The organism is Flaviaestuariibacter terrae (genome assembly GCF_054777635.1).
Window position 1 is genome coordinate 1,342,676 of sequence record NZ_BAAHAL010000006.1, and the last position, 24,460, is coordinate 1,367,135.

General features: G+C 56.9%; 30 protein-coding genes, 1 tRNA gene and 1 pseudogene. 8 read left to right on the forward strand and 24 right to left on the reverse strand.

The window, feature by feature from the left end; translation table 11 throughout:
- Positions 1-9 precede the first annotated feature (9 nt).
- Both ACYU7Z_RS06605 and ACYU7Z_RS06610 read left to right on the forward strand, forming a co-directional pair.
- Entirely contained in the window at positions 10-927 is a 918-nt protein-coding gene (locus ACYU7Z_RS06605) for a DUF5777 family beta-barrel protein (RefSeq protein ID WP_460568622.1), read from the forward strand.
- Positions 924-1,484: a YceI family protein gene (locus ACYU7Z_RS06610; protein WP_460568624.1), complete on the forward strand. Its 561-nt coding sequence runs from the start codon at positions 924-926 to the stop codon at positions 1,482-1,484. Before ACYU7Z_RS06605 ends, ACYU7Z_RS06610 begins: the two co-directional genes overlap by 4 nt.
- Positions 1,485-1,554: 70 nt before the next feature.
- Here ACYU7Z_RS06610 and ACYU7Z_RS06615 read toward each other — a convergent pair whose 3' ends face one another.
- The 3 genes and pseudogenes from ACYU7Z_RS06615 to ACYU7Z_RS06625 all read right to left on the reverse strand — a co-directional run bounded on the left by ACYU7Z_RS06615 (position 1,555) and on the right by ACYU7Z_RS06625 (position 3,666).
- Entirely contained in the window at positions 1,555-2,091 is a 537-nt protein-coding gene (locus ACYU7Z_RS06615) for an SRPBCC family protein (RefSeq protein ID WP_460568626.1), read from the reverse strand.
- A gap of 145 nt (positions 2,092-2,236) precedes the next feature.
- A pseudogene (gene murQ / locus ACYU7Z_RS06620) lies at positions 2,237-3,175 on the reverse strand (N-acetylmuramic acid 6-phosphate etherase); the annotation flags it as partial.
- An 89-nt stretch (positions 3,176-3,264) separates the two neighbouring features.
- A complete protein-coding gene (locus tag ACYU7Z_RS06625; protein ID WP_460568628.1) occupies positions 3,265-3,666 on the reverse strand; it encodes a response regulator in 402 nt (133 codons plus the stop codon).
- Positions 3,667-4,762: 1,096 nt separating this feature from the next.
- Between ACYU7Z_RS06625 and ACYU7Z_RS06630 the strand changes: the two genes are divergently transcribed.
- Positions 4,763-5,311: a hypothetical protein gene (locus tag ACYU7Z_RS06630; protein WP_460568630.1), complete on the forward strand. Its 549-nt coding sequence runs from the start codon at positions 4,763-4,765 to the stop codon at positions 5,309-5,311.
- A gap of 115 nt (positions 5,312-5,426) precedes the next feature.
- On the forward strand, positions 5,427-5,846 hold the full coding sequence (locus tag ACYU7Z_RS06635; RefSeq protein ID WP_460568632.1) for a hypothetical protein: 420 nt from the start codon (positions 5,427-5,429) through the stop codon (positions 5,844-5,846).
- Between the two features lie 102 nt (positions 5,847-5,948).
- Here ACYU7Z_RS06635 and ACYU7Z_RS06640 read toward each other — a convergent pair.
- Positions 5,949-6,022 (reverse strand) — tRNA-Val (locus tag ACYU7Z_RS06640).
- An 80-nt stretch (positions 6,023-6,102) separates the two neighbouring features.
- Positions 6,103-7,326 (reverse strand): proline dehydrogenase family protein, encoded by a 1,224-nt coding sequence (locus tag ACYU7Z_RS06645; RefSeq protein WP_460568634.1) that lies wholly within the window; start codon positions 7,324-7,326, stop codon positions 6,103-6,105.
- 172 nt (positions 7,327-7,498) lie between these two features.
- On the opposite strand from ACYU7Z_RS06645, the gene ACYU7Z_RS06650 reads away from it, so the two are divergent.
- Positions 7,499-8,014, forward strand: coding sequence for an acyl-CoA thioesterase (locus tag ACYU7Z_RS06650; RefSeq protein ID WP_460568636.1), 516 nt, complete (start codon positions 7,499-7,501; stop codon positions 8,012-8,014).
- Positions 8,015-8,220: 206 nt separating this feature from the next.
- On the opposite strand, the gene ACYU7Z_RS06655 is transcribed toward ACYU7Z_RS06650, so the two are convergent.
- A complete protein-coding gene (locus tag ACYU7Z_RS06655) occupies positions 8,221-8,991 on the reverse strand; it encodes a lysophospholipid acyltransferase family protein (RefSeq protein ID WP_460568638.1) in 771 nt (256 codons plus the stop codon).
- A 119-nt stretch (positions 8,992-9,110) separates the two neighbouring features.
- On the opposite strand from ACYU7Z_RS06655, the gene ACYU7Z_RS06660 reads away from it, so the two are divergent.
- Positions 9,111-9,824: an SIMPL domain-containing protein gene (locus tag ACYU7Z_RS06660; RefSeq protein ID WP_460568640.1), complete on the forward strand. Its 714-nt coding sequence runs from the start codon at positions 9,111-9,113 to the stop codon at positions 9,822-9,824.
- A 130-nt stretch (positions 9,825-9,954) separates the two neighbouring features.
- Here the strand turns inward: ACYU7Z_RS06660 and rpsA are convergent, their stop codons facing one another.
- On the reverse strand, positions 9,955-11,907 hold the full coding sequence (gene rpsA / locus ACYU7Z_RS06665; protein ID WP_460568642.1) for a 30S ribosomal protein S1: 1,953 nt from the start codon (positions 11,905-11,907) through the stop codon (positions 9,955-9,957).
- Positions 11,908-12,089: 182 nt separating this feature from the next.
- On the opposite strand from rpsA, the gene ACYU7Z_RS06670 reads away from it, so the two are divergent.
- Entirely contained in the window at positions 12,090-13,139 is a 1,050-nt protein-coding gene (locus ACYU7Z_RS06670; protein ID WP_460568644.1) for an acyloxyacyl hydrolase, read from the forward strand.
- A 2-nt stretch (positions 13,140-13,141) separates the two neighbouring features.
- Positions 13,142-13,864 carry a GIN domain-containing protein gene (locus ACYU7Z_RS06675; RefSeq protein WP_460568646.1) on the forward strand — a complete coding sequence of 241 codons (723 nt, stop codon included), beginning with the start codon at positions 13,142-13,144 and terminating at the stop codon, positions 13,862-13,864.
- 66 nt (positions 13,865-13,930) lie between these two features.
- Here ACYU7Z_RS06675 and ACYU7Z_RS06680 read toward each other — a convergent pair whose 3' ends face one another.
- The 17 genes from ACYU7Z_RS06680 to rpsC form a co-directional block, all read right to left on the reverse strand.
- Positions 13,931-15,154 carry a BaiN/RdsA family NAD(P)/FAD-dependent oxidoreductase gene (locus tag ACYU7Z_RS06680; RefSeq protein WP_460568648.1) on the reverse strand — a complete coding sequence of 408 codons (1,224 nt, stop codon included), beginning with the start codon at positions 15,152-15,154 and terminating at the stop codon, positions 13,931-13,933.
- Positions 15,155-15,290: 136 nt separating this feature from the next.
- A complete protein-coding gene (gene map / locus ACYU7Z_RS06685; RefSeq protein WP_460568650.1) occupies positions 15,291-16,091 on the reverse strand; it encodes a type I methionyl aminopeptidase in 801 nt (266 codons plus the stop codon).
- 75 nt (positions 16,092-16,166) lie between these two features.
- Positions 16,167-17,510 carry a preprotein translocase subunit SecY gene (secY, locus tag ACYU7Z_RS06690; RefSeq protein WP_460568652.1) on the reverse strand — a complete coding sequence of 448 codons (1,344 nt, stop codon included), beginning with the start codon at positions 17,508-17,510 and terminating at the stop codon, positions 16,167-16,169.
- 70 nt (positions 17,511-17,580) lie between these two features.
- Entirely contained in the window at positions 17,581-18,030 is a 450-nt protein-coding gene (gene rplO, locus ACYU7Z_RS06695) for a large ribosomal subunit protein uL15 (RefSeq protein ID WP_460568654.1), read from the reverse strand.
- Between the two features lie 123 nt (positions 18,031-18,153).
- Positions 18,154-18,336 carry a 50S ribosomal protein L30 gene (rpmD, locus tag ACYU7Z_RS06700; RefSeq protein ID WP_131850539.1) on the reverse strand — a complete coding sequence of 61 codons (183 nt, stop codon included), beginning with the start codon at positions 18,334-18,336 and terminating at the stop codon, positions 18,154-18,156.
- Positions 18,337-18,407: 71 nt separating this feature from the next.
- The gene (rpsE, locus tag ACYU7Z_RS06705) at positions 18,408-18,926 is read right to left on the reverse strand and encodes a 30S ribosomal protein S5 (protein ID WP_460568657.1); all 519 of its coding nucleotides are present in this window, start codon (positions 18,924-18,926) and stop codon (positions 18,408-18,410) included.
- Positions 18,927-18,966: 40 nt separating this feature from the next.
- Entirely contained in the window at positions 18,967-19,326 is a 360-nt protein-coding gene (rplR, locus tag ACYU7Z_RS06710; protein WP_460568659.1) for a 50S ribosomal protein L18, read from the reverse strand.
- 53 nt (positions 19,327-19,379) lie between these two features.
- Entirely contained in the window at positions 19,380-19,934 is a 555-nt protein-coding gene (rplF, locus tag ACYU7Z_RS06715) for a 50S ribosomal protein L6 (RefSeq protein WP_460568661.1), read from the reverse strand.
- Between the two features lie 89 nt (positions 19,935-20,023).
- The gene (rpsH, locus tag ACYU7Z_RS06720) at positions 20,024-20,422 is read right to left on the reverse strand and encodes a 30S ribosomal protein S8 (protein ID WP_460568663.1); all 399 of its coding nucleotides are present in this window, start codon (positions 20,420-20,422) and stop codon (positions 20,024-20,026) included.
- Positions 20,423-20,631: 209 nt separating this feature from the next.
- Positions 20,632-20,901 carry an uS14 family ribosomal protein gene (rpsN, locus tag ACYU7Z_RS06725; RefSeq protein WP_460568665.1) on the reverse strand — a complete coding sequence of 90 codons (270 nt, stop codon included), beginning with the start codon at positions 20,899-20,901 and terminating at the stop codon, positions 20,632-20,634.
- Between the two features lie 99 nt (positions 20,902-21,000).
- A complete protein-coding gene (rplE, locus tag ACYU7Z_RS06730) occupies positions 21,001-21,567 on the reverse strand; it encodes a large ribosomal subunit protein uL5 (RefSeq protein ID WP_460568667.1) in 567 nt (188 codons plus the stop codon).
- Positions 21,567-21,899: a 50S ribosomal protein L24 gene (gene rplX / locus ACYU7Z_RS06735; protein WP_460568669.1), complete on the reverse strand. Its 333-nt coding sequence runs from the start codon at positions 21,897-21,899 to the stop codon at positions 21,567-21,569. The genes rplE and rplX overlap by 1 nt, the downstream gene beginning before the upstream one ends.
- 86 nt (positions 21,900-21,985) lie before the next feature.
- The gene (gene rplN, locus ACYU7Z_RS06740) at positions 21,986-22,354 is read right to left on the reverse strand and encodes a large ribosomal subunit protein uL14 (RefSeq protein ID WP_460568671.1); all 369 of its coding nucleotides are present in this window, start codon (positions 22,352-22,354) and stop codon (positions 21,986-21,988) included.
- 138 nt (positions 22,355-22,492) lie between these two features.
- Positions 22,493-22,780, reverse strand: a complete 288-nt coding sequence (gene rpsQ, locus ACYU7Z_RS06745; RefSeq protein ID WP_460568673.1) for a small ribosomal subunit protein uS17 — start codon at positions 22,778-22,780, stop codon at positions 22,493-22,495.
- 69 nt (positions 22,781-22,849) lie between these two features.
- Complete coding sequence (gene rpmC, locus ACYU7Z_RS06750) at positions 22,850-23,059, reverse strand: large ribosomal subunit protein uL29 (RefSeq protein ID WP_460568675.1); 210 nt, start codon at positions 23,057-23,059, stop codon at positions 22,850-22,852.
- A 63-nt stretch (positions 23,060-23,122) separates the two neighbouring features.
- Positions 23,123-23,545 (reverse strand): 50S ribosomal protein L16, encoded by a 423-nt coding sequence (rplP, locus tag ACYU7Z_RS06755; protein ID WP_460568677.1) that lies wholly within the window; start codon positions 23,543-23,545, stop codon positions 23,123-23,125.
- A 109-nt stretch (positions 23,546-23,654) separates the two neighbouring features.
- Positions 23,655-24,446: a small ribosomal subunit protein uS3 gene (rpsC, locus tag ACYU7Z_RS06760; RefSeq protein ID WP_460568679.1), complete on the reverse strand. Its 792-nt coding sequence runs from the start codon at positions 24,444-24,446 to the stop codon at positions 23,655-23,657.
- Positions 24,447-24,460 lie beyond the last annotated feature (14 nt).

Sequence of the window (24,460 nt, forward strand, 5' to 3'; positions counted from 1 at the left end):
ACGAACAACATGAACGTACGACTCCTTTGGATAACCACCCTGTTGCTTACCGCGCGGGCTGCCGGGGCGCAGGAAAGCCTCGACTCGCTGATGACTGCGCAAACCGCAGCCCGCGGCCCGCAACGCGATTACGTCGGCGGCGCCTTCAAGGCGACAAGGATCATCAACCTCCAGACGGTGGAAAAGGCCTCCCCCGGCACGCTGCAGTTCCTCATCCAGCACCGCTTCGGGGCGGTCAACGGCGGCGGCTACGAGTTCTTCGGCCTCGACCAGGCCACGCTCCGCCTCGGCCTCGAATACGGCTTCAGCCGGATCTTCGCCCTGGGTGTCGGGCGGAGCACGGTGCACAAGGATTACGACGGCTATACCAAGGTGACGCTGCTGCGCCAGGCACGGGGCGCACACGCCGTTCCGTTCAGCCTCGCCTACTTCGGCTCGGTTGTGGTACAGGGACAGCGCCCGCTGGATGGCGAAAAGAATGCCCGGGGCCACCGGCTCACCTACACCCACCAATTGCTGCTGGCCCGGAAAGTATCCGAGCGCTTCTCGATCGAGATCGCACCCACATTCATCCACAAGAACCAGGTCGATTTCAGCAGCGATGCCAACAACATCTTCGCGATCGGCGCCGGCGCCCGCTTCAAGCTCACCAAACGAACATCGTTCAATATCGAGTACATCGACCGCATCCCGCCGCCCGACGCCGCCTCGCCTTCCTTTAACAACTTCTACAACTCCTTCTCCATCGGCTTCGATATCGAAACCGGCGGCCACGTGTTCCAGTTACACCTCACCAACTCGCTGGCCATGGTGGAAAAGGGATTTATAACAGAAACTTCTGAAAGTTGGAGCAACGCTGGAATACATTTGGGCTTCAATATCTCACGCGACTTCGTGCTGAGACGCGGCAAAAAGAAAAACACATGATAAAACAGATCCCGGCGCGCCTGCGCTTCCTGCTGGCACTGCTGCTGCTGGCGGCCCTACCCGCCGGCGCGCAAACCCGCTACCAGTTCGGCACCTCCACGGTGTCGTTCTTCTCCTCCGCACCGCTCGAAGACATCGAGGCTGCCAACAAGTCGAGCCGCGGCGTCATCGACTGGGACAAGCGCAGCTTCCTGGTTGCGATACCCATAAAGGGCTTTGAATTCCGCTCCGGGCTCATGCAGGAACACTTCAACGAAAATTACCTGGAAAGCGATAAGTACCCCGAATGCACCTTCCGCGGTGTATTCACCGGCAACGTGAACCTCGCAAAGGATGGCGACTATCCCGTTACCGCCACCGGCGATCTGCTGCTCCACGGCGTAACGCAAAAGCGGTCCATCCCCGCAACGATACGTGTGCGCAACGGCCAGCCAAGCCTCTACAGCAAGTTCAACATCCGCGTGGCCGATCATAAGATCGCGATTCCAAAAATGGTTTTCAAGAAGATCGCCGAAGTGGTGGAAGTAACCCTGAACGCACAACTGGCGCGGATCTGACGAATGATGGATCCACGCATAAAAAAGCCTCCCTTTCCGGGGAGGCTTTTTTGTATCGTTCTCATGCCGCTCAGGGCTGCGCTTCGAGACGGTTCTTGAGGTTCGTAAGACCGGTCTTGAGATCTTTTTCAACGCTTCCCTTCATGAAGGGCGTCATCAGGTTCATCGGCCAGGGCATGCGGGTATGAAAGCCCCAGCGCACCTCGCTCGCGCCGTTCTTGTCGGACGTAACCATCCAGGCATCGGCGTTCGACTCGAAGGGCCGGACGAAGTGGATCTGGTATTCGACACGGCGCGCGGCTTCGTCGATCGCCTTGATCGTCTGCTCACCCTTGCCCACGTCTTTATTGCCTTCCCAGGCAGACACGAAGCCCGGTTGCGCATCGGTGCCATGAAACTCCTTGTGCATGGCGGGATCCATCTGCGCCCACTTGCTGTAGTCGTTCTGGTTCTTGAGATACTTGACGTAGCCGAACACCGAGTCGGCCGGTTTGTTGATGACCATCGACTGCTCCACGGTCATTTCTTTCGACATGAAGGCGGCGGCGATAAGCCCGATGGCTACAAGCAGCAGCAGGGCGACGACAATTCGTTTTACAATGCGCATAGGTTCTGGTTTGGTTTGACGGGCTAAGAAACAAAAAAATTGCGGCACCGCCGACAAAAGTCGTTGGAAAGCCCTGGGCGGCTAAGTTGAACCAGGAGAAAGCTTTGCTCCCATTTATTTGCCGAGTTGCTCCAGCGCTTTTTTTTACAGAGCCGGCCTGCAGCAGGAGGTCGCGGGCGCGGCCGTAGTCGTCGATACCGCCCCGCTCCATCAGCATCTGCACGCCACGGTCGATCAGCTTATCGTTGGCAAGCTGCATGTTCACCATCTGGTTGTCTTCCACGCGCCCCATCAGGATCATCAGCGTGGTGGAGATCATGTTGAGCACGAGCTTTTGCGCCGTGCCGCTTTTCATGCGTGTGCTTCCCGTTACGACCTCAGGGCCCACCACGACTTCGATCGGGTAATCGGCGGAAGCGCTGAGCGGAGCGCCGGGGTTGCAACAAAGACTGCCGGTGCTGATGCCCTGCGCGCGGCAGGCTTCGAGCGCGCCGATCACGTAGGGCGTGGTGCCGCTGGCCGCGATACCGAGTACCACATCGAGCGCTGAGGGCGTGTAGGCGGCCAGGTCCTTCCAGCCCTGCTGCGCGTCGTCTTCCGCGCCCTCCACGGCATTCTGCAGCGCCGCATCGCCACCGGCAATGACGGCCACTACCAGGCCCTTCGGCACGCCGAATGTGGGCGGGCATTCGCTGGCATCGAGCACGCCGAGCCGGCCGCTGGTGCCGGCGCCGATGTAAAAAAGGCGGCCACCTGCGCGCATCTTCGCGGCAGCAGCCTCAACGAAGGCACCGATGGCCGGCAGCGCACGCCCCACGGCAGCCGGCACGAGCCCATCTTCCTGGTTGATGAGCGTAAGGAGCTCGGCGGCGGATCGCTGTTCGAGGTGTCGGTAGGGCGAGGCTGCCTCGGTGATCTTTTCGAAGCGGGGCTGATCGGATTTCTTTTCCATAAACGGATACAAAGCGGCATCGCCGGGAGCGATACCTGAGCAAAAGTAACAGCAAGCCTTTTCGGAATTGCCGGGAGGCCGTCGTGGATGTTGGGGGGAAGTCGGGTAGCTTCGATGACAGCGCTGTAGCATATCCTCGACGGGACTGTCAACGAAATGAAGTCGGCGCTGAAAGAGCTGGCAGTGGATTAGGTGTCTGAAGAAGTTGTGTCGTCGGCAGGTCAGGCGTTGTCGCGAAGCTTGAGGATCTCGCGCACGACATCCTTGATACCTGAGAAGAGCCAGGGCTTCGTGAACATCATGGCGTGAAACTTCATGCAATACAGGAAATCCAGCGGGCTGTTGGAAGTGGTCAGCACCGCTACCGGAATATGCTGCAGCCGCTCGTCGCTCTTGATCTGCACCAAAGCGTCGCGCCCATTCACCAGTGGCATGTTCATATCCATGACGATCATCGAGGGAAGCTCGTTGCGTTGTGCGGCATGCCGCAGGTACTCGAGTAATTCGCGCCCGTTGTGAACCTCTTTAATGACCAGTTCGTGGTTGATCTCGTCGGCCGCCTCGTTGAACATCTTAAGATCATCATCGTCGTCGTCTGCCCAGACAACATGAAGATTCTTCATACGATTTGATTTAAGTTATCGCTTCTTAATAGCACCCCGTAGTTCGTTTGCAATCACGCTGTCGGATATAATCGACAACGAAGCGTAAGAACCAATAGGGGCAAAGGTTTGCTCGTTTCCTGGAACCAACTGCCCAGGGCTAAATTGATCCGGAATTCATAGAGTAAGGAGTCGATGGAGGGGGGAAATGAGAGTACCTTAAAGATAGAAAATATATACCGGAACCGGAAAAGTTTTTTTTATGAAAGGCAAGTAGATTATTTGAAATTTAATACCGTATTTATACGGTAATGCTTCACAAACGGGATCATTCAGCGGATTTCTCGCCCCGTTTTGACGACTCGAAAAAACACCCGGCGCACATCATTGGAAGCGTGCTCTTTTTTCATCCCCGTTTTTTTCCCGGTCCGATTCGTTTAAACACGCTGATCTTCCCCGCAAAGGCCCGCGCAACCCCTTCTATAATATAATTATGGTACATGAATTGGTAGTAAACTCTTAGCGAGTAAGGGTGTACCACTTGAACGCTCGCCCTTCCTCCCGCACACCAACTCCTCCCTATCTTAACTATTGCCCCTGGTCCACGGTTGCCCACGAAAGGAAGCAACCACAGCGAGAACGAAATGCCTGTTACCGGCCCGCCGCGGTGACCCGCGATAAAACATTTGCTAATCCGAATGAAAGACCAATGACCGACGTCCTACTACTCCCTGGCAATGTTGGCAGCCCCCGAAAGGCGGCTGCCGTGTTGCCGGAAACAAGCCGCCGGCCACATTCGCAAAACGCCATGACACCATTTCGAACACTAAACCAATTGCCCCATCGGCCGAGGCCGACAACCGCGGCTCCACACCCCGCCGCACTTCGCGATCACCGTATAACATATCCCGGCACCTGCCGTCAGCTTTGTTTCATTTAGCAATAGTAAGATGAGAGTCTAACCTTTGAACTACACCAGCCGAGAGCCCTATTCCTGGGGCTCTTTTCTTTTGCCCGGCCGCGAAAAAAGCCTTCGCGCCGAGAAATCATTTGATTCCTATCTTGTCTGCTCCAACCGTAGGTCGGATCTCCGTAAAACAACCTTATCGAACTGCATATGAAGAAGCTCCTCCCCTTCCTCTTGCTCCTGGCTGCCTGCAACGGTTCGCCGGGCGGCCCGGACCTAGCCGCTGTTGGCACTTCCCCCGCAGGGCCGGTGGAGGCTCCCCTGCCCGCTGAGCAGGCCCGGGTCCGGGCCATTGTCGACTCGTTTGCTGCCGCTCTTCCCGGCGCCGCCGATGACGCCGTCCGCCAGGACCTGAAGCGCCAGCTGGTAGACCGGCTCGACCAGTACTACACCGATCGCGGGGCATTGCCGCACCGGCTCCGGGTCGACAGCGTAGTAACCGACAGCGGGAGCTCGCGGGCCTACTTCAGCTCGGGCAACCTCCAGTATTACTCTATCGAGTACAGCGATGCGTCCCATGGGCCCGCGCGGCGCGATTCCGTATTACAATTCTTCCGTAGCTTGAAAGCTGGTGAAACGGTCGACGTGCAAATACTCGGACTCGGCAGCCGCGTGGTACTGGATCCGGCAAAGCGCTCGATCAGCCTTATCCAGGTAAAAGCAGACGCAGCGCCCCGCGGCTGGAAGCTGGAGCGCTGATAGTCCAGTGCTGCTGCGGATTTACTGAATGGAAGCTAAATCCTCATCAGGTCTCTTCGCTGCGGAAGCCTCAGCAGAGTATTGCTAAATACGGCCGGCAAAAAATTTCTAGTATATGAAATTCATCCTATTCCTTGTTTGCAGCCTTGGCCTTCTGAACTGCGCAAATCCAAGACGAGCGAGCGGCGGAGGGAACGACCCGGGAAAGGTTATTCTCCATGAGGGAGAATGGGTATACAACTTCAAGAATGACGTGTTCATGTCTTGTTTAAGAAGGCTGTATCCCCAGGCAGCGAAAAACATTGATTCGACAGATGGGTCAGGTCAGGCTAATTCAGAACGGTTAGGGTATAACAGGGGTGTTTTTCGAATAGTTGATAGCCTGTCGGCAGCCTTCGCAAAAAGACCAGAAAACAGTATCTGGTTTCAGGGGCCTCCACCATTGATGAATCTGTGTATTTCTTACCGGAACAGCGCAGAGCTGGACAGCCTTGCGATTCGCTATAAAAAAGAATTTAATCCTGATTCCGAATAACGTCCCGAAACAAGACGAGGGAAGCTGGCTAACCACAACCCGCAGAGCTCCGCGTAACATAAGGAAACCCGCCAGCATGGCGGGTTTTCAAATCATAGGTAGTGGAACATACTGGATTCGAACCAGTGACCCCTTCCATGTCAAGGAAGTACTCTAACCAACTGAGCTAATGTTCCGGGGGCGGTAAAAATAAGGACTTCCTGCACAACTACAAATTCCTGCAGCTGCAAAAAACAGCAACCTTCTTTTTGCTGTGCTACAGGCCGCGTCGCTTCAGCTCGCGCTTCAGCAGCAGCAGCTCACGGCCCGTCTGTCCGCCAACCGAGGTATTTTCCTGCGCACGGCGCATCAGGTAGGGCACCACATCGCCGATGGGCCCGAAGGGAAGGTATTTGCTCACGTTACAGCCGGCTTCGGCCAGGTTAAAGGTAATGTTGTCGCTCATGCCGTATAGCTGGCTGAAATGCACCTGCGGGTGATTGAGCGGCAGTCCCTTCTGCTGGAGCAGCTCCACGCCGAGTGCATTGCTCCGCTCGTTGTGCGAGGCAATGATCACCGAAATAGCGCCGAGGTGCCCGATACAAAAACGGAGGGCGTCATCGTAGTCGCGGTCGGAGGCTTCCTTCGACGGCTGGATGGGCGACGGGTAGCCTTGCGCCTGCGCACGCTTGCGCTCTTTTTCCATGTAGGCCCCGCGCACCAGCTTGGCGCCGAGGATAAAGCCGCGCCCGCTGGCTGTTGCAAAAGACTCTTTGAGAAAAGCGAGTCGGTCGTGGCGGTATAGCTGGATCGTGTTGTACAGCACGCTGCGATCGCGGTTGAACTGTTCCATCATCTGCATCGTCAGCGCATCAACCGGGTCCTGGATCCAGGTTTCCTCGGCATCCACCAGCACACCAATGGACACGCGGGCAGCCGCTTCAGAAATGCGGAGCATCCGGGAGGCGACTCGGCGCCACTCTTCCTGCTCTGCGGCCGGCAACCGGAGCAGCGCGGCATCATATTTCTCCGACAGCGTTCCCGCGGGTACTTGGTCCATGAGGCCATCGATCTTCTCGAGGAGCGCAAAGCGGGCAAAGCCGGTCACCTTGACGCTCATGTAGGGAATGTTGGGCTGCGTGGCCGCGTATTCGATCACGCGGATAAACTCCAGGCAGGCTTCCTCGAAAGCTTCCTCGCCCTCCTTTCCTTCAACACCATAATCGAGGATCACCTGGACCTTCGATTCAGCAAGACGCGCGGCCACGGCGGCGGTCTGCGCGAGGGTTTCACCACCTACAAACTGGCGGAAGATCGTCTTGCGGATAATGCCTTTTACGGGCAGGCCCGCGCGGATGCTCCAGGGCGCGAGCCGTGTGCCCACCTGTACGATCCAAGGACGGCCCATGAGGCCAAACAGCCAGTGGGCTTGTTTGAGTTCCTGGTCGGTCTTGGAGGCGAATGCAATCGTCGTGTTGTCGAAGGATAACGGGGAATTCATATGCAGGGCAAATGTAGCGCGGTTCAGCTGTTGCGGGACTGACTTTAGGCAGTTTTTACAGGGGCCAATGTTCTGAAGTTTCCCGGTGTTGGAATTGTCGCAACTACGGCCGGTGTCACACTTCCGGCTTCAATACTTTTTCCCCGTAGTACCTTTGCCCGAAATCGTTAGAATGCTGACCAAGAAACCGTCCGATAGTTATACGATGATGACCGAGCTGGTGCTGCCCAACGACACCAACGTATTCGGCAACCTGATGGGCGGCCGGCTTATGTACTGGATGGACATCGCCGCCGCCATCGCCGCCCAGCGGCACTGCAACGCCCCCGTAGTAACCGCCTCGGTGGATAATATCTCCTTTGAGAACCCTATCAAGCTGGGCAACACCGTGCATATCGAAGCCAAGGTGACGCGCGCTTTTCATACGTCGATGGAGGTGCACCTCCGCGTGTGGGGCGAGGACTTCACGCAGCAATTCAAATACAAAAGCAACGAGGCCTATTACACCTTCGTAGCGCTCGATCCGAACCGTAACCCGCGCCCCGTGCCGGCCCTGCAGCCCGAGACCGAGGAAGAACACAAACTGTTCGACGGAGCCCTGCGCCGCCGTCAGCTGCGCCTCATCCTCGGTGGCAAGATGAAACCCGACGATGCCGCCGAGCTGAAGGCGCTGTTCGTTAAGGATTAAGAAAGGTTCAGGAAGTTTAGAGGGCTTAAAAGGTTCAGGGAGGTTCAGGAGGCGCTGCTGTCGATGGCTGCGTGCTTTCTCCCAGCACTCTTTTGCCATAATCGATACAAGAAAAGGTCGCCGTAAAGCGACCTTTTCTTGTAGTATCCTGGAGCGTAATCGCGCACGCGCAACGTCAAACTCCAAACTGCAAACCACAAACTTTTCTACGACGCGAGCTTCTCCGTCTTCCAATGGTGCGCGCCCTTGAGCATGTATTTCTTGCTTTGCTCGATGGCATCCATCACCTGCTCAAGGATCGCCTCCGGGGTATCGTCGTAGTTGATGTTCATCGGCTCCTTGAAGGTCACCGAGAGCAGCGTGCCGCGCTTCTTGAACGAGAGCCCTTTCTTGTTGAAGGCGCGCCAGAAACCCTGGATCACCACGGGGATCACGACGGGCTTCATCAGCTTGATGATATACGCCGTGCCCTTGCGGCCGGGCGCATAGGGCTTCGTGGTGCCCTGCGGGAACGTGATCACCCAAGCGCGGTCGAGCGCGCGCTGGATCTTGCGCGTATCGGAGGGATCGAGCCCGCGGCGCGCCTCGTTGCCGTCTTTGCGCCAGGTGCGCTTCACGGTAAGGGCGCCGGCCAGCGTGAAGAGCCGGCTGATCCAGGAGCTTTTCATCGTTTCCTCCGCGGCCACGTAATACACGCGGGTAAAGGGATTGAGCAGGTAGTAGGGTATGCCGAGCCGGTTTTTCTTGCGCCACTTGACGGCGCAGAAAATGTGCAGGAACGTAATGACATCGGCAAAATAAGTCTGGTGGTTCGACACGAACAGGACGTTGCGCTTCGGCAGGTCTTGTATGTGCTCGGTGCCGCGTATCCGCAGCTTGTTTACCAGGTTCAGCCCCGGGTAGGATACGATGCCCACCAGCGCATAAACGAATTTCCTTACCAGCGTAAATTCTGCCAGCTTTTTCCAGATACTCATTGGCTAAGCAATTGCGGGCTAAAGGTACGTGTTTCGAAATTGTTAAGTATCGCTTATGGCCGTCGCGCTTGTATGCTTTTCGCTGTGTCGGTGCGTCCTATAGCTAAAGGAAGATGATTATGAAAAATATCCTGCTCGCCTCTGCCCTGCTCCTCGGCGTCCTCGGCGCTTCTGCCCAGCCCGCCGTCAATCCCTATCCCCGTACGATCACCGTTACCGGCTCGGCCGAGGAGGAGGTCGTGCCCGACGAAATCTATGTCAACGTCGACCTCAAGGAATACGAGAAGAAAGGCCAGGGCAAGATCGCCCTCGACGCCATCCGCCGCGACTTCCTCAACAACGTGCGCAGCATCGGCATCCCCGACTCGCTGGTGACCATCGCGGCCTACGACGGCAGCAACGGCAATCCCTGGTGGCAACGCAAGCGCAAGAAAGAAGAACTCTACGCGTCGGTCACCTACCAGCTCAAGATCAGGAACAGCAAGACGCTCGACGAGCTCGTGGCGAAGCTGGATGACAATGCCACGCAGAACTTTTACATCAGCCGTGTCGACCACAGCCGCATCCAGGAATACCGCAAGCAGCTCAAGATAAAGGCCGTGCAGGCCGCTAAAGAAAAAGCCCAGTACCTCGCGCAATCCATCGGCGAGCAGGTAGGCGTCGCCGTTACCATCAGCGAGCCCGTTGAATACGGCGGACCCATCCTTTACGAGCGCGCCGCAATGGCCAACGTGATGATGAAGGACGCCGCAGCGCCGCCCGATACCAATCAGCCCGACTTCCGCAAGATCAAGCTGAAGTTTGATGTGACAGTTGTGTTTGCGTTGAAGTAAAGAAAGAACGCGGATCCGCCCACAATAGAAAATCCGCGTCCATCGTAACAATCCTAAGAATCTGCGTTCCTTCTCTTCACAAAAAAAGCCCCCGATTACTCGGGGGCTTTGCTATTTGAAAAAGAAGTGATTAAGCTTCCGGAGTGTTGCCACCCTGGTTCTTCTCTTCTTTCTGGAGACGCTCCTTGATCTGGGCGAGGGCGCCGAGGTCGCCGAGGGTCGGCTTCTCGACCTTCTGCTGCAGGTTCTTCACGGCCTTGCTGGTTTGCTCAGCGTTGGCGCGGGCTTCCTTGCGAACAGCGTCCTTCTCTTCTGCCTTGGCAGCTTCCCAGGTACGGGTGTGCGATACCACGATGCGCTTCTCGTTGCGATCGAATTCGATCACCATGAACGGCGCTACTTCGTCGGCACCTACGCTCTTACCATCTTCCTTGGCCAGGTGACGGTTGGGCGCGAAGCCTTCGAGGCCGTAAGGCATCTGCACGATAGCGCCTTTGTCATCCTTGCGGATAACGGTGCCTTCATGCACAGAGCCGATGGCGAAGGTATCCTGGAGCGTGTTCCAGGGATCTTCCTCGAGTTGCTTGTGTCCGAGCTGGAGCTTGCGGTTGTCCTTGTCGATGCCAAGGATCACCACGTCGATCTTCTCGCCCACTTTCGTGAACTCGCTCGGGTGGTTGTAGCGCTTCAGCCAGCTGAGGTCGGAGATGTGGATCATACCACCAATGCCCTGGCTCAGTTCTACGAACACGCCATAAGGAGTGATGTTTTTCACCGTGCCCGTGTGGCGGCTGCCTTCGGGGAAGTTCACCTCGATATCGTTCCAGGGATCCTGGCTCAGCTGCTTGATCGAGAGGCTCATCTTGCGGCTGTCCTTGTCGAGGGTAACGATCTTGGCTTCATGCTCGTCGTTGAGCTTGAAGAACTCCTTGGCGTTGATCGGCGTATTGGCCCAGGTGATCTCCGATACGTGCACGAGGCCTTCTACGCCCGGCATGATCTCGAGGAATGCACCATAGTCTTCGATGTTCACTACGCGGCCCTTGAGGGTAGCGCCTTCGTGAATGTTCTCAGGCAGCACATCCCAGGGGTGCGGGGTGAGTTGCTTGAGGCCGAGGGAGATACGCTTCTTCTCGTCGTCGAAATCGAGAACAACTACGTTCAGCTTCTGGTCGAGCTTCAGCACCTCGCTCGGGTGGTTGATACGACCCCAGCTGATATCGGTGATGTAAAGCAGACCGTCGAGGCCGCCGAGGTCCATGAACGCACCGAAGTCGGTGATGTTCTTCACGGTACCTTCCAGGACCTGGCCTTTCTCGAGCTGGCCGATGATCTGGGCGCGCTGTGCTTCGATATCGCTTTCGATGAGTGCTTTGTGCGATACTACGGCATTCTTGATGGCTTCGTTGATCTTCACCACCTTGAACTCCATCGTCTTGCCTACGAACTGGTCGTAGTCGGTAACGGGCTTCACGTCGATCTGCGAGCCCGGCAGGAAGGTTTCCATGCCGAATACGTCGACGATCAGGCCGCCCTTCGTTTTGGAGGTAACGGTACCGGTAACGATTTCGCCGGTCTTGTGTACTTCCACGATACGCTCCCAGGCACGCGTGATGCGGGCTTGCTTGCGGGAGAGGTTCAGGTTGCCATCCCGGTCTTCTTTCTCTACAACCATTACTTCTACTTCATCGCCGACCTTCAGGCCCTGGATGTCGCGGAATTCGTTGAGGGAAACAAGGCCGTCAGACTTGAAGCCGATGTTCAGGACTACGTCGGTCTTGGTGATACCAACTACGAGACCTTTGATCAGTTCGCCGTCGTTGAGCTGTACGAAGGTGCCTTCGTAGACCTTGTCGTACTTAACCTGCTCATCTTTGCTGTAGGTAGCGACGTTACGCTTGTCGATGCTCCAGTCGAAGTCATCGTGAGCGGTTTCGATGCGCGGGGCGGGAGCAGGCTTCGCCGGTGCTTCCGTTTCCGTTGCGGCCGGTGCATTTGTTGTCGCGGTAGCAGTTTCAGCAACCGGTGTTGCCGCAGCCTGCTCCTGGCCTTCCGCGTTTTGGTTAACAATATTTTCTTCCATAAAATTTCCCGAGGGGTTTATTCGGGGCTGCAAAGATAACCAATCCGGCCCGAAAGCGGCCTCTTCCGGAGCCCTTTTTCGCCTTTTTTTACGCATTCCGGCCGGCCCGCTCACCGGGACAAATGCCGCATTCACCGCCATCCGTTCCGAAGCCTTTTCCTTTTGCCTAAGTTTGGCGCCCGATGAGCTTCCGATTCCGACTACTGCTGCTTCTCACCGTTCTGTGCTGCCCCGCCGGCGCGCAGATCCTGCAGGAAGACCGCTTCGGCCTCAGCACGCAGCTCGGCTCCTTTATCACGAAGATGAGCAAGGCCGAGCTCGCCAAGGATTCGTACAGCTTTCTCGTCCAGGCCGACTGGAGCCACCGCTCGGCCTATGCGCCCGGAACTTTCCTCGGCGCCACGCTGCTCCATGGAGCTTCCGGCGGCGCCCGTTACCTCGGCACCGTGTCGGCGGCAATGGGCTTCGCCGATCACGCAATTGCGGGCAGCGGCTGGTACAGCCTTCGCGGCCGCTTTGCGCTGGGCCTTGGCTGGATCCAGAAACCCTACGACCCCCTAACCAACCACAAGAACACGCTCCTGGGCAGCCACCTCAATGCCGCCGTCCAGGCATCGCTGTACCAGCAGGTGCGCATCGGCCGCCACTGGAGCTGGAACAGCGGTATCTCCTTCCTCCACCTGTCCAACGGCCTCTCCAAGCTGCCCAACCTCGGTCTAAATATTCCCTGCCTCTACACGGGCCTCCAGTACCGGGTTGCCGGCGGCCCGCTGCGCAGGAGGCCGGAGCCCTTCGCAGCCCACCGGCAACAGCTTGCGCTGTGGGCGGCGCTCGGGGTCAAGCAATGGCCGCTGGTCAACAGCCCGCGGACGCTGACGAACGTGTTCAGCGCGGAGTGGAGCAAGCGCCTTTCGACAAACGGGCGCTGGGGTGCGGTGCTCCATGTCTTTCACGATCCAACGGAGCTTTCACCCAACGATACGACGTTTACAAAGCCGGCGGCGGGCGGCTGGCAGGCTGGTGTCGGCGGTCACTACACCGTGGTGATCGGGCGCTGGGAAATGCCGCTGCAGATGGGCGTATACGCCTGGAACCCCCGCGACGCCAACCATGTGTACCAGATCCTCGGGCTCAGGTTGCGGGTGCACGAGCACTGGCTCGCAGGCATCCACCTCAAAACACATATGGGAAAGGCCGATTACTTCAATGCCGGAATCGGCTATCAATGGTAAGCATGATAAAGAAACTTTTGCTACCCGTAGTTCTACTGTCGCTTGGCTTTTCGGCCTGCAACAAGCCGGGCTGCGCCCAGAAGGCGGGCGTCAGCAGCCGCCAGCAGCGCAACACGGGCTCCTTCGCCCAGCTCGTGATTCTCGACAACATCAACGTGGTGCTCAGCGAAGGCCCCTGCGCGGTGGCTATTGAAACCGACGACAACCTCCAGCCCGTTGTCAGCGCCGAAGTGCGCGACAACCAGCTGTTCCTCCGCAACAACGCTTCCTGCTCCTTTATCCGCCGGCCGGGCGAATCCATCACGGCTTATGTAACGCTTCCGCACCTCACCCGGATCGACTACCAGGGATCGGGCACCGTCACCTGCGCCGATACATTGCATACCGACTACATCTCCATCGAAGCCGATCACGGCGCCGGCACCCTCGACCTGAAGCTGTCGGCGATTTTCACGCTGGCGCAGATCGATAACGAGGTTACCGACCTGGTGCTTGCCGGGCGCAGCGACTCCTGCTGGGCCTGGTGCGCCTCCCGCGGCACGATCGATTTCCGCAACTTCCAGGTAAAGCGCATGGGCCTCTCCTACGCGGGCGTGCGCGATGGCTACGTGTGGGCAACCGAGTCGCTCCACGGGATTATCTATCAAACAGGGAATGTGTATTACCGGGGAACGCCGCTCCTGGCGCCCGATTACCGCAGCAGCGGGCGATTGCTCCGGTTCTGAACTGTGGTGAAAATCCCTTCACAACCTCCAAAACCTTCAGAACCTTCAAAACCTTCAGAACCTTCTTCAGGCTCCAAGCTTCGCCGCAATCCACCCGCTCGTCCACGCATGCTGGAAATTAAAGCCCCCGGTGATGCCGTCCACATCCAGCACCTCGCCGGCGAAGTAGAGTCCCGGCACCTTGCGGCTCATGAGCGTGTTGGCATCGACCTCCGATAATTGCACGCCCCCGGCGGTCACGAATTCCTCCTTGAAGGTCGTTTTGCCTTTTACCTCGAATACGGAATCCGTGATCGCGCGGATAAGGGCATTTTCGGCTTTCGCCGGCAGGTCGGCGAAGCGGAGCTCCGTAGAAATACCGGCGCACTGCAGCAGGAATTCCCAGAGCCGGGACGGGATACCGGTGGGATTGCCATTGACGACTTTTTTTTGCGGATGCCCCCGGCGGGCACCGGCAAAGGCCTCTTTAAGATCGATTTCCGAAAGTTCGGGCGCCCAGTGAACGTGCGCTTTGAAATGATAGTTCAGGGCCGCCAGCTCGCGGGCGCCCCAGGCGCTGAGACGCAGTACCGCCGGGCCGCTCAGCCCCCAGTGCGTAATCAGTACAGGCCCTTCTTCGGAAAGCTTGCTCCCTTCGATCTTCACGCGGGCGCGCTCCACGCTGAGGCCCATGAGGGCGGTGATCGGGTTGCCGGGAAGATTAAACGTGAAGAGCGAGGGCAAGGGCTCCGTGATGCTGTGACCGAGCGCGCGGATCCAGTCGAACTGTGCGCTCTTTGGCGCGCCACCACTGGCGATGCACACGCTGTCCGCCTCAAGGATGCGGCCATCGGCTAATTCCACGTGGAATACATCGTTCTTCCGGATATTGCGGACGTCGGCGTTCATACGTATTTCTACGGAATAGCGGGCCGCCTCGCGGAGCAGGCAGGCAATGATCGTTTCGGATGAATCGGTTGTGGGAAACATACGGCCGTCGGCTTCGGCCTTGAGCGTCACGCCGCGCTCGTCGAACCAGCGTATCGTTGCCGCGGCGTCAAACCGGTGCAGCGTCTTCTTCAGAAAGTTCTGGCCCCGCGGGTAGCGCCGGCTGAACTCCGGCAGCTCGAAAAGCTGGTGCGTCACGTTGCAGCGCCCGCCTCCCGACACCCGCACCTTCGACAGCAGCTTGCTGCTTTTTTCGAGCAGCGTTACCTTGAGCCCCGGGTGCAGCCGCGCCGCATTCACGGCACAGAAGAAGCCGGCTGCGCCGCCGCCGATGACAATCAGTCGATTAGGGTTTGATTCCATATAACGTCATTGCGAGACGCCGGAGTGAAACGGAGGCAACGAAGCAATCGTGTGCTCTATGTGGGCAGAGCCGGCATTTCCCGTTACGGGGAAGCCGATTACTTCGCTGCGCCCGCAATGACGCCGCGTTTATGGGTTAATAGTCGCTAAAAAGTTCGGCGTTCGCCTTCTCCGCCGCCTCGATCGGCGCATAGTTGGAAAGGATATCCGCCTTGCCCTTGCGCACGCATACATCGTGCTCGAAGTGGACCGACACCTTGCCGTCTTTGGTGCGTACCGTCCAGCCGTCGTCGTCGGTGTACACTTCCTTGCGTCCGAGGTTGATCATCGGCTCGATAGCGATGACAAGGCCTTCCTTGAGCACCGGGCCGGAGCCACGCTTGCCGTAGTTGGGCACCTGCGGGTCTTCGTGGAGGCTTTTGCCAAGCCCATGACCCACCAGCTCGCGTACCACGCCGTAGCCGTTCTTCTTCTCGGTGTGCTCCTGGATCGCAAAAGCAATATCGCCGATGCGGTTGCCGGCCACAGCCTTTTCAATTCCTTTGAAAAGCGATTCCTTCGTGGTGCGCACAAGCTTCACGGCATCCGCGCCGGGGTCGCCGATCATAAACGTGTAGGCATGGTCGCCATGCCAGCCGCCCTTGATAACGCCGATATCGATCGTTACCACATCGCCCTGGCGAAGGGGATGGCTGTTGGGAAAGCCGTGTACGACCACATCGTTGACCGAGATGCAGGAATTAAAGGGATAGCCGTTGTAGCCGAGAAACGAGGGTACGGCGTCGTTGTCGCGGATGACGGTTCCGATGGTCTTGTCGATGGAAAGGGTTGTGATGCCGGGTTTGAGCAGGGCGGCGATCTCGGCGAGCGTGCTGCTCACCAGGAGGGCGGCCGCGCGCATCTGCTCGACCTGTTCGTCTGTTTTGTAATAGATCATGGGAAGTGCAAAGATATTGGGGCGCAAAAGAAAACCCGGTCTTTAGAGACCGGGTTTCCAAAATAGATGTAGCGGTTAGATCTGAGCCTGTGTTACCGTCTGGCGTCCCTGGATACGACCGCCTTTCATGAGGCCGTCGTACTGGCGCATCAGCAGCTGTGTTTCCACCTGCTGGAGCGTGTCGAGGATAACACCCACCATGATCAGCAGCGAGGTGCCGCCGAAGAAGGTGGAGAAGCCCGCCGTAACGCCGAGGCGCTGGGCGATGCCGGGCAGGATACCTACAAAGGCCAGGAGGATGGCACCCGGGAGGGTGATCTTGTCCATGATGGCGCCGATGTAGTCGGCCGTGGGCTGTCCGGGCTTCACGCCGGGCACGAAGCCGTTGTTCTGCTTCAGGTTGTCTGCGATCTGCTTGGGGTTAAAGATCAGGGCGGTGTACAGGAAAGTGAAACCGATCACAACGGCGGAATAGATCGCCATATAACCGAAGTTCTGGTGATCGGAGAACACCGAGGCGACACCGCTGGTGGTTGCCTTACCGAGGAAGAACAGCGTGGGCAGGAACATGATCGCCTGGGCGAAGATGATCGGCATAACACCGGCGCTGTTAACCTTGATCGGGAGGTACTGGCGGGCGCCGCCACCAAACTGGCGGTTACCGACGATCTGCTTGGCGTAGTTCACCGCGATGCGGCGCGTGCCTTGCACCAGCAGGATACAACCCATGATGATGGCGATGAGGATGGCGATTTCGATAATGAAGATGAGGATCTCACCCGCGCGCTGCGACTTGTCGGTCAGTTCTTCCGAGAAGTTACGCGGCAGACGGCCAAGGATACCCACCATGATGATGAGCGAAGTACCGTTGCCGAGGCCTTTGTCGGTGATCCGCTCGCCGAGCCACATCACGAAGAGGGTGCCGGCGGTCAGCAGAACGACCGTGGAGAGCCAGAAGTACGACGAGTAGGAAGCGATCATCATCGCGGCATTACCCTGCGACATGTTGTGGAGGTAGCCTACGTAAGCCGAAGCCTGTACGAGGGTTACGATCACGGTCAGGTAACGCGTCCACTGGTTGATCTTCTTGCGGCCGCTCTCGCCTTCCTTCTGGAGCTTCGCGAACGTAGGCACCAGGACGGTCATGAGCTGCATGAAGATCGAAGCCGAGATATACGGCATGATACCCAGTGCGAGGATGGAGGCCTGGTTGAAGGCACCACCGGAGAAGGCATCGATAAGGCCCAGCATACCCTTGTTCTCGCCGGCTTTCTTGGCGAGCTCACCGGGGTTGATGCCGGGGAGGGCGATGTGGCTGCCGATGCGGTAGATAAAGATCAGAAGCAGGGTAACCAGGATCTTGCTGCGCAGCTCCTCTATACTCCAGATATTCTTCAGCGTTTGAATTAACTTTTTCACGGGAAATGTTTACGGTCCGAATTGAAAAAAGGGCGCATGAATAACCATGCGCCTGTGCAATTTAGGAAATTTACTTCACGATCTCTACAGAACCGCCGGCGCCTTCGATGGCTGCCTTTGCTTTCTCGCTGATTGCATTGATCTTGAAGGTAACCTTCGCTTTCAGCTCGCCGTTGGCCAGTACTTTCACGCGGTCGGTCTGGCTGATGAGACCGTTCATGTACAGGTTCTCGAGGCTGAATTCGGTAATACCGTATTTCTCTACGAGGCCATCGATCTGGCCAAGGTTGAACACTTTGTATTCGATGCGGTTGATGTTCTTGAAGCCACGCTTGGGAACACGGCGCTGGATCGGCATCTGGCCACCTTCGTGGGCCATCTTGCGCTTGTAGCCGGAATCCGACTGCTGTCCTTTGTTACCCTTGGTCGAAGTACCACCCTTACCGGATGCTTCACCACGGCCTAAACGCTTTTGCTTGTGTACGGCGCCTTTTGCAGGCTTCAGTTCGTGCAGTTTCATACTGTTTGATTTTTACTTTCGGGGAATCGCCCCTCGCATTAATGAATAATAAAGTCGAAAAGTCGGAAGTCGGAAGTAAAGGCCGGAGCTTCCGACTTCCCTACTTCCGACTTCCTTACTTGATTAGGCTACTTCTTCCACGGAGAGCATGTGCTCCACCTTGCGGATCATACCCAGGATCTGCGGGGTACCTTCCACTTCGCGGGAAGCGTTCATCTTGTTCAGACCCAGGGCCTGAAGCGTCAGCTTCTGGCGCTCGGGACGATCGATGGGGCTCTTCACCAGTGTGATCTTGATCTTTTTCATTGCAAAAAGTTTGTTCTTCGCTTCGCTCAGGATGACAAGGTTGTCTTGTCACCCGGAGCGTAGCCGAAGGGTTATCCGTTAAAGACTTTCTTCAGGTTCACGTTGCGCTGCTTGGCCACGTTGATGGGCTCACGCAGCATGGCGAGGGCCTCGAAAGTGGCCTTTACCACGTTGTGCGGGTTGGCGGAACCCAGCGACTTGGCGAGAACGTCGGTTACACCGGCGCTTTCCAGTACTGCACGCATCGAGCCTCCGGCGATCACACCCGTACCGTGAGCGGCGGGCTTGATCAGTACCTTGGCGGCGCCTACGCGGGCCAGCTGGTCGTGGGGAATGGTACCGTGCATCACCGGAACCTTGATGAGGTTCTTCTTGGCATCTTCGATGCCCTTGGTGATGGCTTCCTGTACTTCTTTTGCCTTACCGAGGCCATGACCAACGACGCCTTGTTCGTTGCCCACTACCACCAGAGCCGAGAAGCTGAAGGTACGACCACCCTTGGTGGTCTTCACGACGCGGTTGATGGCGACAACCTTCTCTTTCAGTTCCAGGTCGCCGGCTTTTACTCGGTTTAAGATTGCTTTTGCCATTTGTTTATTTAGTTGTAGCTATCGCTCGTTTGTGATTGGGTTAGAATTGGAGGCCACCTTCGCGGGCGCCTTCGGCTACGGCTTTCACCCGGCCATGATACAGGTTGCCGCCACGGTCGAAGACGATGGTCTCCAGGCCCAGGTCTTTCGCCTTGCGGGCGATAGCCTGTCCGACCAGCTTGCTCTTGTCCGACTTGGTGCCACCTTGGGCAGCGATGTCCTTGTCGCGCGAAGAAGCAGCGGCCAGCGTTACGCCGTGATCGTCGTCGATCAGCTGCACGTAGATATCCGCGTTGGAACGGAACACCGACAGGCGGGGCTTCTGGGCCGTACCAGCAATCTTGCGACGGATGCGGTAGCGGATATTTTGTCTTCTTGTAGTCTTTTGACTTGTTCTCATTGTATTTCTGTTTGAGGCCTTGATACTGCCAAAGCCCTATGATTAGTTGATGATTACTTACCGGCAGCTTTACCAGCTTTCTTGCGTACGATCTCACCGACGTAGCGAACACCTTTGCCTTTGTACGGCTCGGGCTTGCGCAGGCTGCGGATCTTGGCGGCTACCTGGCCGATCAGCTGGCGGTCGATGCCTTCCAGCGTGATGATCGGGTTCTGGCCTTTTTCCTGCTGCGTAGCTACTTTCAGCTCGTTGGGAACTTCCAGTACGATGTTGTGCGAGTAACCGAGGGCGAGGTCGAGGAGGTTGCCGCTGTTGGCAGCCTTGAAACCTACACCTACCAGCTCAAGCTTCTTGGTGTAGCCTTCGGTAACGCCTTTCACCAGGTTGGCCACCAGGGCGCGGCTGAGGCCGTGCAGGGCGCGGTGACGGATCTGGTCGGTGGGACGTGTGATGTTGATCGTGCCGTCGGCAACGCTCACCTTGATATCACGGTCGATGGGTTGCTTCAGTTCGCCCTTGGGACCTTTTACGGTAACCACGTTGTCGGAGCCTACCGTTACGGTAACGCCGGCAGGTACGGAGATCGGGGCTTTTCCTATACGAGACATAGTCTTGTTGTTTAAAGTATGATGGTTGTAGTGCCAGCCGGTCAGCTTAGTATAGTCTCAGCTTAATGTACCGGCACCCTTGAGGTCAATTAGTAGATGTAGCAAAGTACTTCACCGCCTACATTCTGGGTCTTGGCTTCCTTGTCGGTCATCACGCCCTTGGAGGTCGAGATGATGGCAATGCCGAGGCCGTTCTTCACGCGGCGGAAGTCGCCGGGCTTGGCGTAGTGACGCAGACCGGGGCGGCTCACGCGCTCCATGCTCTGGATCGCGGGGACCTTGCTGGCGGCATCGTACTTCAGGGCGATCTTGATCAGTCCCTGCTTGTTGTCGTCTTCGAATTTGTACTTCAGGATATAACCCTGGTTGTACAGGATCTCCGTCATGCGCTTCTTGAGGTTCGAAGCGGGGATTTCCACGATGCGGTGACCGGCCATCTGTGCGTTACGGATGCGGGTCAGGAAGTCTGCGATAGGATCTGTTACCATATTAAGGCCCTCCTACATCCCGCCTGGGCGGGATAATTGGATAAGTTAACTTGTTAATTATTTGATTAGGTCACACCCCTCCTTGCGAAAGGGAGCGCAAAGGTAGGAAAAAGATCTCGGATCTCTGATCCAGTGATCTCGGATCCGGGCGTTTTAAGCTTTCCCATAGATCCGAGATCCTTAGATCCGAGATAAAAAGATCTTCCGTCTTACCAGCTGGCCTTCTTCAGACCGGGGATCGAGCCGTTCAGCGCCATATCGCGCAGGGCGATACGGGAGATGCCGAAGTAGCGGCTGTAGGCGCGGGGACGGCCGGTGAGCTGGCAGCGGTTGCGCAGGCGCACGGGCGACGCGTTGCGGGGCAGCTTGTCCAGGCCTGCATAGTCGCCGGCAGCCTTGAGGGCAGCACGCTTCTCAGCAAACTTCTGTACCAGCACTTCGCGCTTACGCTGTCTTGCCTTTACGGATTCTTTAGCCATTGTAAAAGTTTGTAGTTTGTTGTTTGTAGTTTCCTTCGGTAAGCTCAGGATGACAAGGATTCAATTGAGTTGCCTGCCAGGCTGAGCGAAGTCGAAGCCTTATTTCTTGATATTTTTAAAGGGCATACCCAGCTCTTTCAGGAGCTCGTACGACTCTTCGTCGGTATGGGCAGTGGTAACGAACGTGATGTCCATACCGGTGATCTTGTTCACCTTGTCGATGTCGATCTCCGGGAAGATGATCTGCTCGGTAACACCCATGGTGTAGTTGCCGCGGCCGTCGAAGCTCTTCTCGTTCACGCCTTTGAAGTCGCGTACACGGGGCAGCGAAACGGCAATGAGGCGGTCGAGGAATTCGTACATCTTGTCGCCGCGCAGCGTTACGCGGGCGCCGATGGGCATGTGCTTACGAAGCTTGAAGTTGGAGATGTCCTTCTTCGAGTAGGTAGCTACTGCCTTCTGGCCGGAGATCGTGGTCAGCTCGTCGACAGCGATGTCAACCAGCTTCTTATCGTTTACGGCGCCGTTCACACCGCGGTTGATCGAGATCTTCTCGAGGCGGGGAGCCTGCATGATCGACTTGTAGCCGAAGCGGGCCATGAGGGCCTTAACTACTTCTTCTTTGTATTTCGTCTTCAGACGGGGTGTTGCTGTTGTCGTTGCCATTACTTGATTCCCTCCCCAGATTTTTTAGAGATACGCAGAGTTTTACCGTTTTCTTTTTGGCGCTTCACGCGGGTGCCTTGCTTGCCGTCCCACAACATAACGTTGGAGATGGAGATCGCAGCTTCCTGCTTTACGATGCCGCCCTTGGTGTTCTGGGCAGTAGGCTTCGTGTGCTTCGTGACGATGGCCACGCCTTCCACGATCACCTTACCGGCCTCAACCAGTACTTCTTTCACCGTGCGGGGCTTCTTCAGGTCCTTGTCATCGCCAGCGATCACAACCACCTGGTCGCCTTTCCGGATGTTGTACTTGGGTTTAAATCTTGTTTTCATTGTTATTCCTCTTTGGGATGTTTATGCATTCCTGATACTGCCAGGAATTCGGTTTTACAATTCGTTCTGCGCCGGGCGCCGGGTGCTTACAGTACCTCGGGAGCCAGGGAGATGATCTTCATGTAGCCCTTGTCGCGGAGTTCGCGGGCAACGGGTCCGAAGATGCGGGTGCCGCGCGGCTCGTCGGAGGCGTTCAGGATCACCACGGCGTTGTCGTCGAAACGGATATAGGAACCGTCCTTACGACGAAGCTTGTTCTTGGTGCGCACGATTACGGCCTTGGCCACCGTGCCTTTCTTGATACCACCGGCGGGGATCGCGTCCTTCACGGTTACGACGATCTTGTCGCCAACCTTTGCGTAGCGCTGACCGCTGTTACCCAGTACACGGATGCAAAGAACTTCTTTGGCACCGCTGTTGTCCGCTACGTTGAGGCGGGATTCTTGCTGAATCATTTTCTTAAGCTTTGAGGACCCCGCTAACTCCTTCCCTCTTCGGGAAATGCGGGATGGGGTCCCGTTTTAAAAACATTATTATTAATGTAGTACCGGCTGCCGCTACGCTCCCATCGGGCGAGTAACGACCCACGATGCTTATTTCACTTTCTCCACGATCTCTACGAGTCTCCAGCGCTTGGTCTTGCTCATCGGACGGGTTTCCATGATGCGCACCACGTCGCCGATCGAAGCTTCGTTCTTCTCGTCGTGTGCATGGAACTTGGTCGTCTTCTTCACGAACTTACCGTAGATGGGGTGCTTCACCTTACGCTCCACGGCCACCGTGATGGTCTTGGTCATCTTGTTGGAGGTCACCACACCGATACGGGTTTTCCGCAGGTTGCGGGTCTCTGTAGAGGTGGTAGTATTTACTGTTTCAGCCATTGTTATAAGCTTTGAGCATTGAGCTTCGGGCTCCGGACTTAGTTAGCCCTCAGCCCCGCACAGTGCTGATTATGCACTAAGTTGTTTCTTACGTAATTCGGATTTGAGACGGGCTACGTCGCGGCGCAGGTTCCGGATGCTCATCGGGTTCTCCAGGGGCGAGAGCGCGTGGGCGAATTCCAGCTTGCGGAGGCGCATCTCGTCTTCCTTGATGCGGGCAGCCAGGTCTTCTGTGCTCAGGCCCTGAATGCTCTTGATGAAATCAGCTGTCTTTGACATGATAGTTTTTTTATCGATTAATGCTTCACGGCTTCGGAATCCCTTCGCCGTGCTGGCTCTTCCTTAGGCAGAGATCAGGTCGCGGCGCTTGACGAACTTGCAGGCGATCGGCAGCTTGCCGGCGGCCAGGTCAAGGGCACCTTTGGCAACTTCTTCGGTCACACCGTCGATCTCGAAGATGATGCGGCCCGGTTGTACCACGGCAGCCCAGTATTCGAGGTTACCCTTACCCTTACCCATACGCACCTCTGCAGGCTTGTTGGTGATCGGCTTGTCGGGGAAGATGCGGATCCATACGTTACCCTCACGCTTCATGTGACGGGTAAGCGCCTGGCGGGCCGCTTCGATCTGGCGGTCGGTGATCCAATGATCTTCCATCGCCTTCAGTGCGTAAGAACCAAAGGAAATCGTGGCGCCACGCTTGGTGTTACCCTTCATGCGGCCTTTTTGCACTTTCCGGTGTTTTGTTCTTTTCGGCTGTAACATATTATTTCTGTTTTTGATCGGATCGCTCCGATCCCGTTATGTTATTGTTTTCAATTTCAATCTCAGATCTCGGATCTCAGATCTGAGATCTGACATCTGAAATCGTGGCTTAGCGACGGCCACCACCACCGCTGCGTCCGCCACGGTCGCCACCACGGCCACCACGGTCACCGCCACGGCCACCACGATCGCGGTCACGGTCGAAACCACCGGTGCTGCGCGGTCCCTGGTTCTGCTCGGTACCGATGATGTTGGGGTTCAGGTCGCGCTTGGCGAGGATCTCGCCTTTGCAGATCCATACCTTGATACCGATCTTGCCGTATACCGTTTGTGCGAATACGTTGGCGTAGTCGATATCCATACGGAACGTGTGCAGGGGCACGCGGCCTTGCATGAAGGTTTCGTTACGGGCGATCTCGGCGCCGGCCAGGCGGCCGCTCAGCTTGATCTTGATACCCTCGGCACCCATGCGGAGCGTCGAAGCGATTGCCATCTTGGTGGCGCGCTTGAAGTTGATGCGGTTCTCGATCTGGCGGGCGATGGTGTCGCCTACGATCATCGCGTCCAGCTCGGGGCGACGGATCTCGAGAATGTTGATCTGCACATCTTCCTTGCCGGTCAGCTTCTTCAGCTCTTCCTTGATACGGTCTACCTCACCACCGCCTTTGCCGATGATGATACCCGGCTTCGACGTGTGGATCGTTACGATCAGCTTACCGAGCGTGCGCTCGATAACGATCTTGGAGATACCACCCTTGTTGATACGGGCGTTCAGGTAGGTGCGGATCTTGTTGTCTTCGATCAGCTTGTTGGCAAAGTCTTTCTTGTTGCCATACCAGTTAGATTCCCATCCACGGATGATACCTAAGCGGTTACCAATCGGATTTGCTTTTTGACCCATGTTTATTGGTTGAT

Excerpts from the sequence above, each read along its gene's own strand:
- ACYU7Z_RS06605 (WP_460568622.1), top strand. The coding sequence starts at position 10 with ATGAACGTACGACTCCTTTGGATAACCACCCTGTTGCTTACCGCGCGG.
- rpmC (WP_460568675.1), bottom strand. The coding sequence starts at position 23,059 with ATGTCAAAGACAGCTGATTTCATCAAGAGCATTCAGGGCCTGAGCACA.
- rpsE (WP_460568657.1), bottom strand. The coding sequence starts at position 18,926 with ATGGCAAAAGCAATCTTAAACCGAGTAAAAGCCGGCGACCTGGAACTG.
- rplO (WP_460568654.1), bottom strand. The coding sequence starts at position 18,030 with ATGAAACTGCACGAACTGAAGCCTGCAAAAGGCGCCGTACACAAGCAA.
- ACYU7Z_RS06635 (WP_460568632.1), top strand. The coding sequence starts at position 5,427 with ATGAAATTCATCCTATTCCTTGTTTGCAGCCTTGGCCTTCTGAACTGC.
- ACYU7Z_RS06625 (WP_460568628.1), bottom strand. The coding sequence starts at position 3,666 with ATGAAGAATCTTCATGTTGTCTGGGCAGACGACGACGATGATGATCTT.
- ACYU7Z_RS06670 (WP_460568644.1), top strand. The coding sequence starts at position 12,090 with ATGAGCTTCCGATTCCGACTACTGCTGCTTCTCACCGTTCTGTGCTGC.
- rpsH (WP_460568663.1), bottom strand. The coding sequence starts at position 20,422 with ATGGTAACAGATCCTATCGCAGACTTCCTGACCCGCATCCGTAACGCA.
- ACYU7Z_RS06680 (WP_460568648.1), bottom strand. The coding sequence starts at position 15,154 with ATGGAATCAAACCCTAATCGACTGATTGTCATCGGCGGCGGCGCAGCC.
- ACYU7Z_RS06630 (WP_460568630.1), top strand. The coding sequence starts at position 4,763 with ATGAAGAAGCTCCTCCCCTTCCTCTTGCTCCTGGCTGCCTGCAACGGT.
- rplX (WP_460568669.1), bottom strand. The coding sequence starts at position 21,899 with ATGAAAACAAGATTTAAACCCAAGTACAACATCCGGAAAGGCGACCAG.
- rplP (WP_460568677.1), bottom strand. The coding sequence starts at position 23,545 with ATGTTACAGCCGAAAAGAACAAAACACCGGAAAGTGCAAAAAGGCCGC.
- rpsC (WP_460568679.1), bottom strand. The coding sequence starts at position 24,446 with ATGGGTCAAAAAGCAAATCCGATTGGTAACCGCTTAGGTATCATCCGT.
- rpsQ (WP_460568673.1), bottom strand. The coding sequence starts at position 22,780 with ATGGCTGAAACAGTAAATACTACCACCTCTACAGAGACCCGCAACCTG.
- ACYU7Z_RS06645 (WP_460568634.1), bottom strand. The coding sequence starts at position 7,326 with ATGAATTCCCCGTTATCCTTCGACAACACGACGATTGCATTCGCCTCC.
- rplR (WP_460568659.1), bottom strand. The coding sequence starts at position 19,326 with ATGAGAACAAGTCAAAAGACTACAAGAAGACAAAATATCCGCTACCGC.
- ACYU7Z_RS06610 (WP_460568624.1), top strand. The coding sequence starts at position 924 with ATGATAAAACAGATCCCGGCGCGCCTGCGCTTCCTGCTGGCACTGCTG.
- rplE (WP_460568667.1), bottom strand. The coding sequence starts at position 21,567 with ATGGCAACGACAACAGCAACACCCCGTCTGAAGACGAAATACAAAGAA.
- rplF (WP_460568661.1), bottom strand. The coding sequence starts at position 19,934 with ATGTCTCGTATAGGAAAAGCCCCGATCTCCGTACCTGCCGGCGTTACC.
- rpsA (WP_460568642.1), bottom strand. The coding sequence starts at position 11,907 with ATGGAAGAAAATATTGTTAACCAAAACGCGGAAGGCCAGGAGCAGGCT.
- ACYU7Z_RS06655 (WP_460568638.1), bottom strand. The coding sequence starts at position 8,991 with ATGAGTATCTGGAAAAAGCTGGCAGAATTTACGCTGGTAAGGAAATTC.
- rpmD (WP_131850539.1), bottom strand. The coding sequence starts at position 18,336 with ATGAAAAAGATCAAGATCACACTGGTGAAGAGCCCCATCGATCGTCCC.
- ACYU7Z_RS06660 (WP_460568640.1), top strand. The coding sequence starts at position 9,111 with ATGAAAAATATCCTGCTCGCCTCTGCCCTGCTCCTCGGCGTCCTCGGC.
- rpsN (WP_460568665.1), bottom strand. The coding sequence starts at position 20,901 with ATGGCTAAAGAATCCGTAAAGGCAAGACAGCGTAAGCGCGAAGTGCTG.
- map (WP_460568650.1), bottom strand. The coding sequence starts at position 16,091 with ATGATCTATTACAAAACAGACGAACAGGTCGAGCAGATGCGCGCGGCC.
- ACYU7Z_RS06615 (WP_460568626.1), bottom strand. The coding sequence starts at position 2,091 with ATGCGCATTGTAAAACGAATTGTCGTCGCCCTGCTGCTGCTTGTAGCC.
- ACYU7Z_RS06675 (WP_460568646.1), top strand. The coding sequence starts at position 13,142 with ATGATAAAGAAACTTTTGCTACCCGTAGTTCTACTGTCGCTTGGCTTT.
- ACYU7Z_RS06650 (WP_460568636.1), top strand. The coding sequence starts at position 7,499 with ATGCTGACCAAGAAACCGTCCGATAGTTATACGATGATGACCGAGCTG.
- rplN (WP_460568671.1), bottom strand. The coding sequence starts at position 22,354 with ATGATTCAGCAAGAATCCCGCCTCAACGTAGCGGACAACAGCGGTGCC.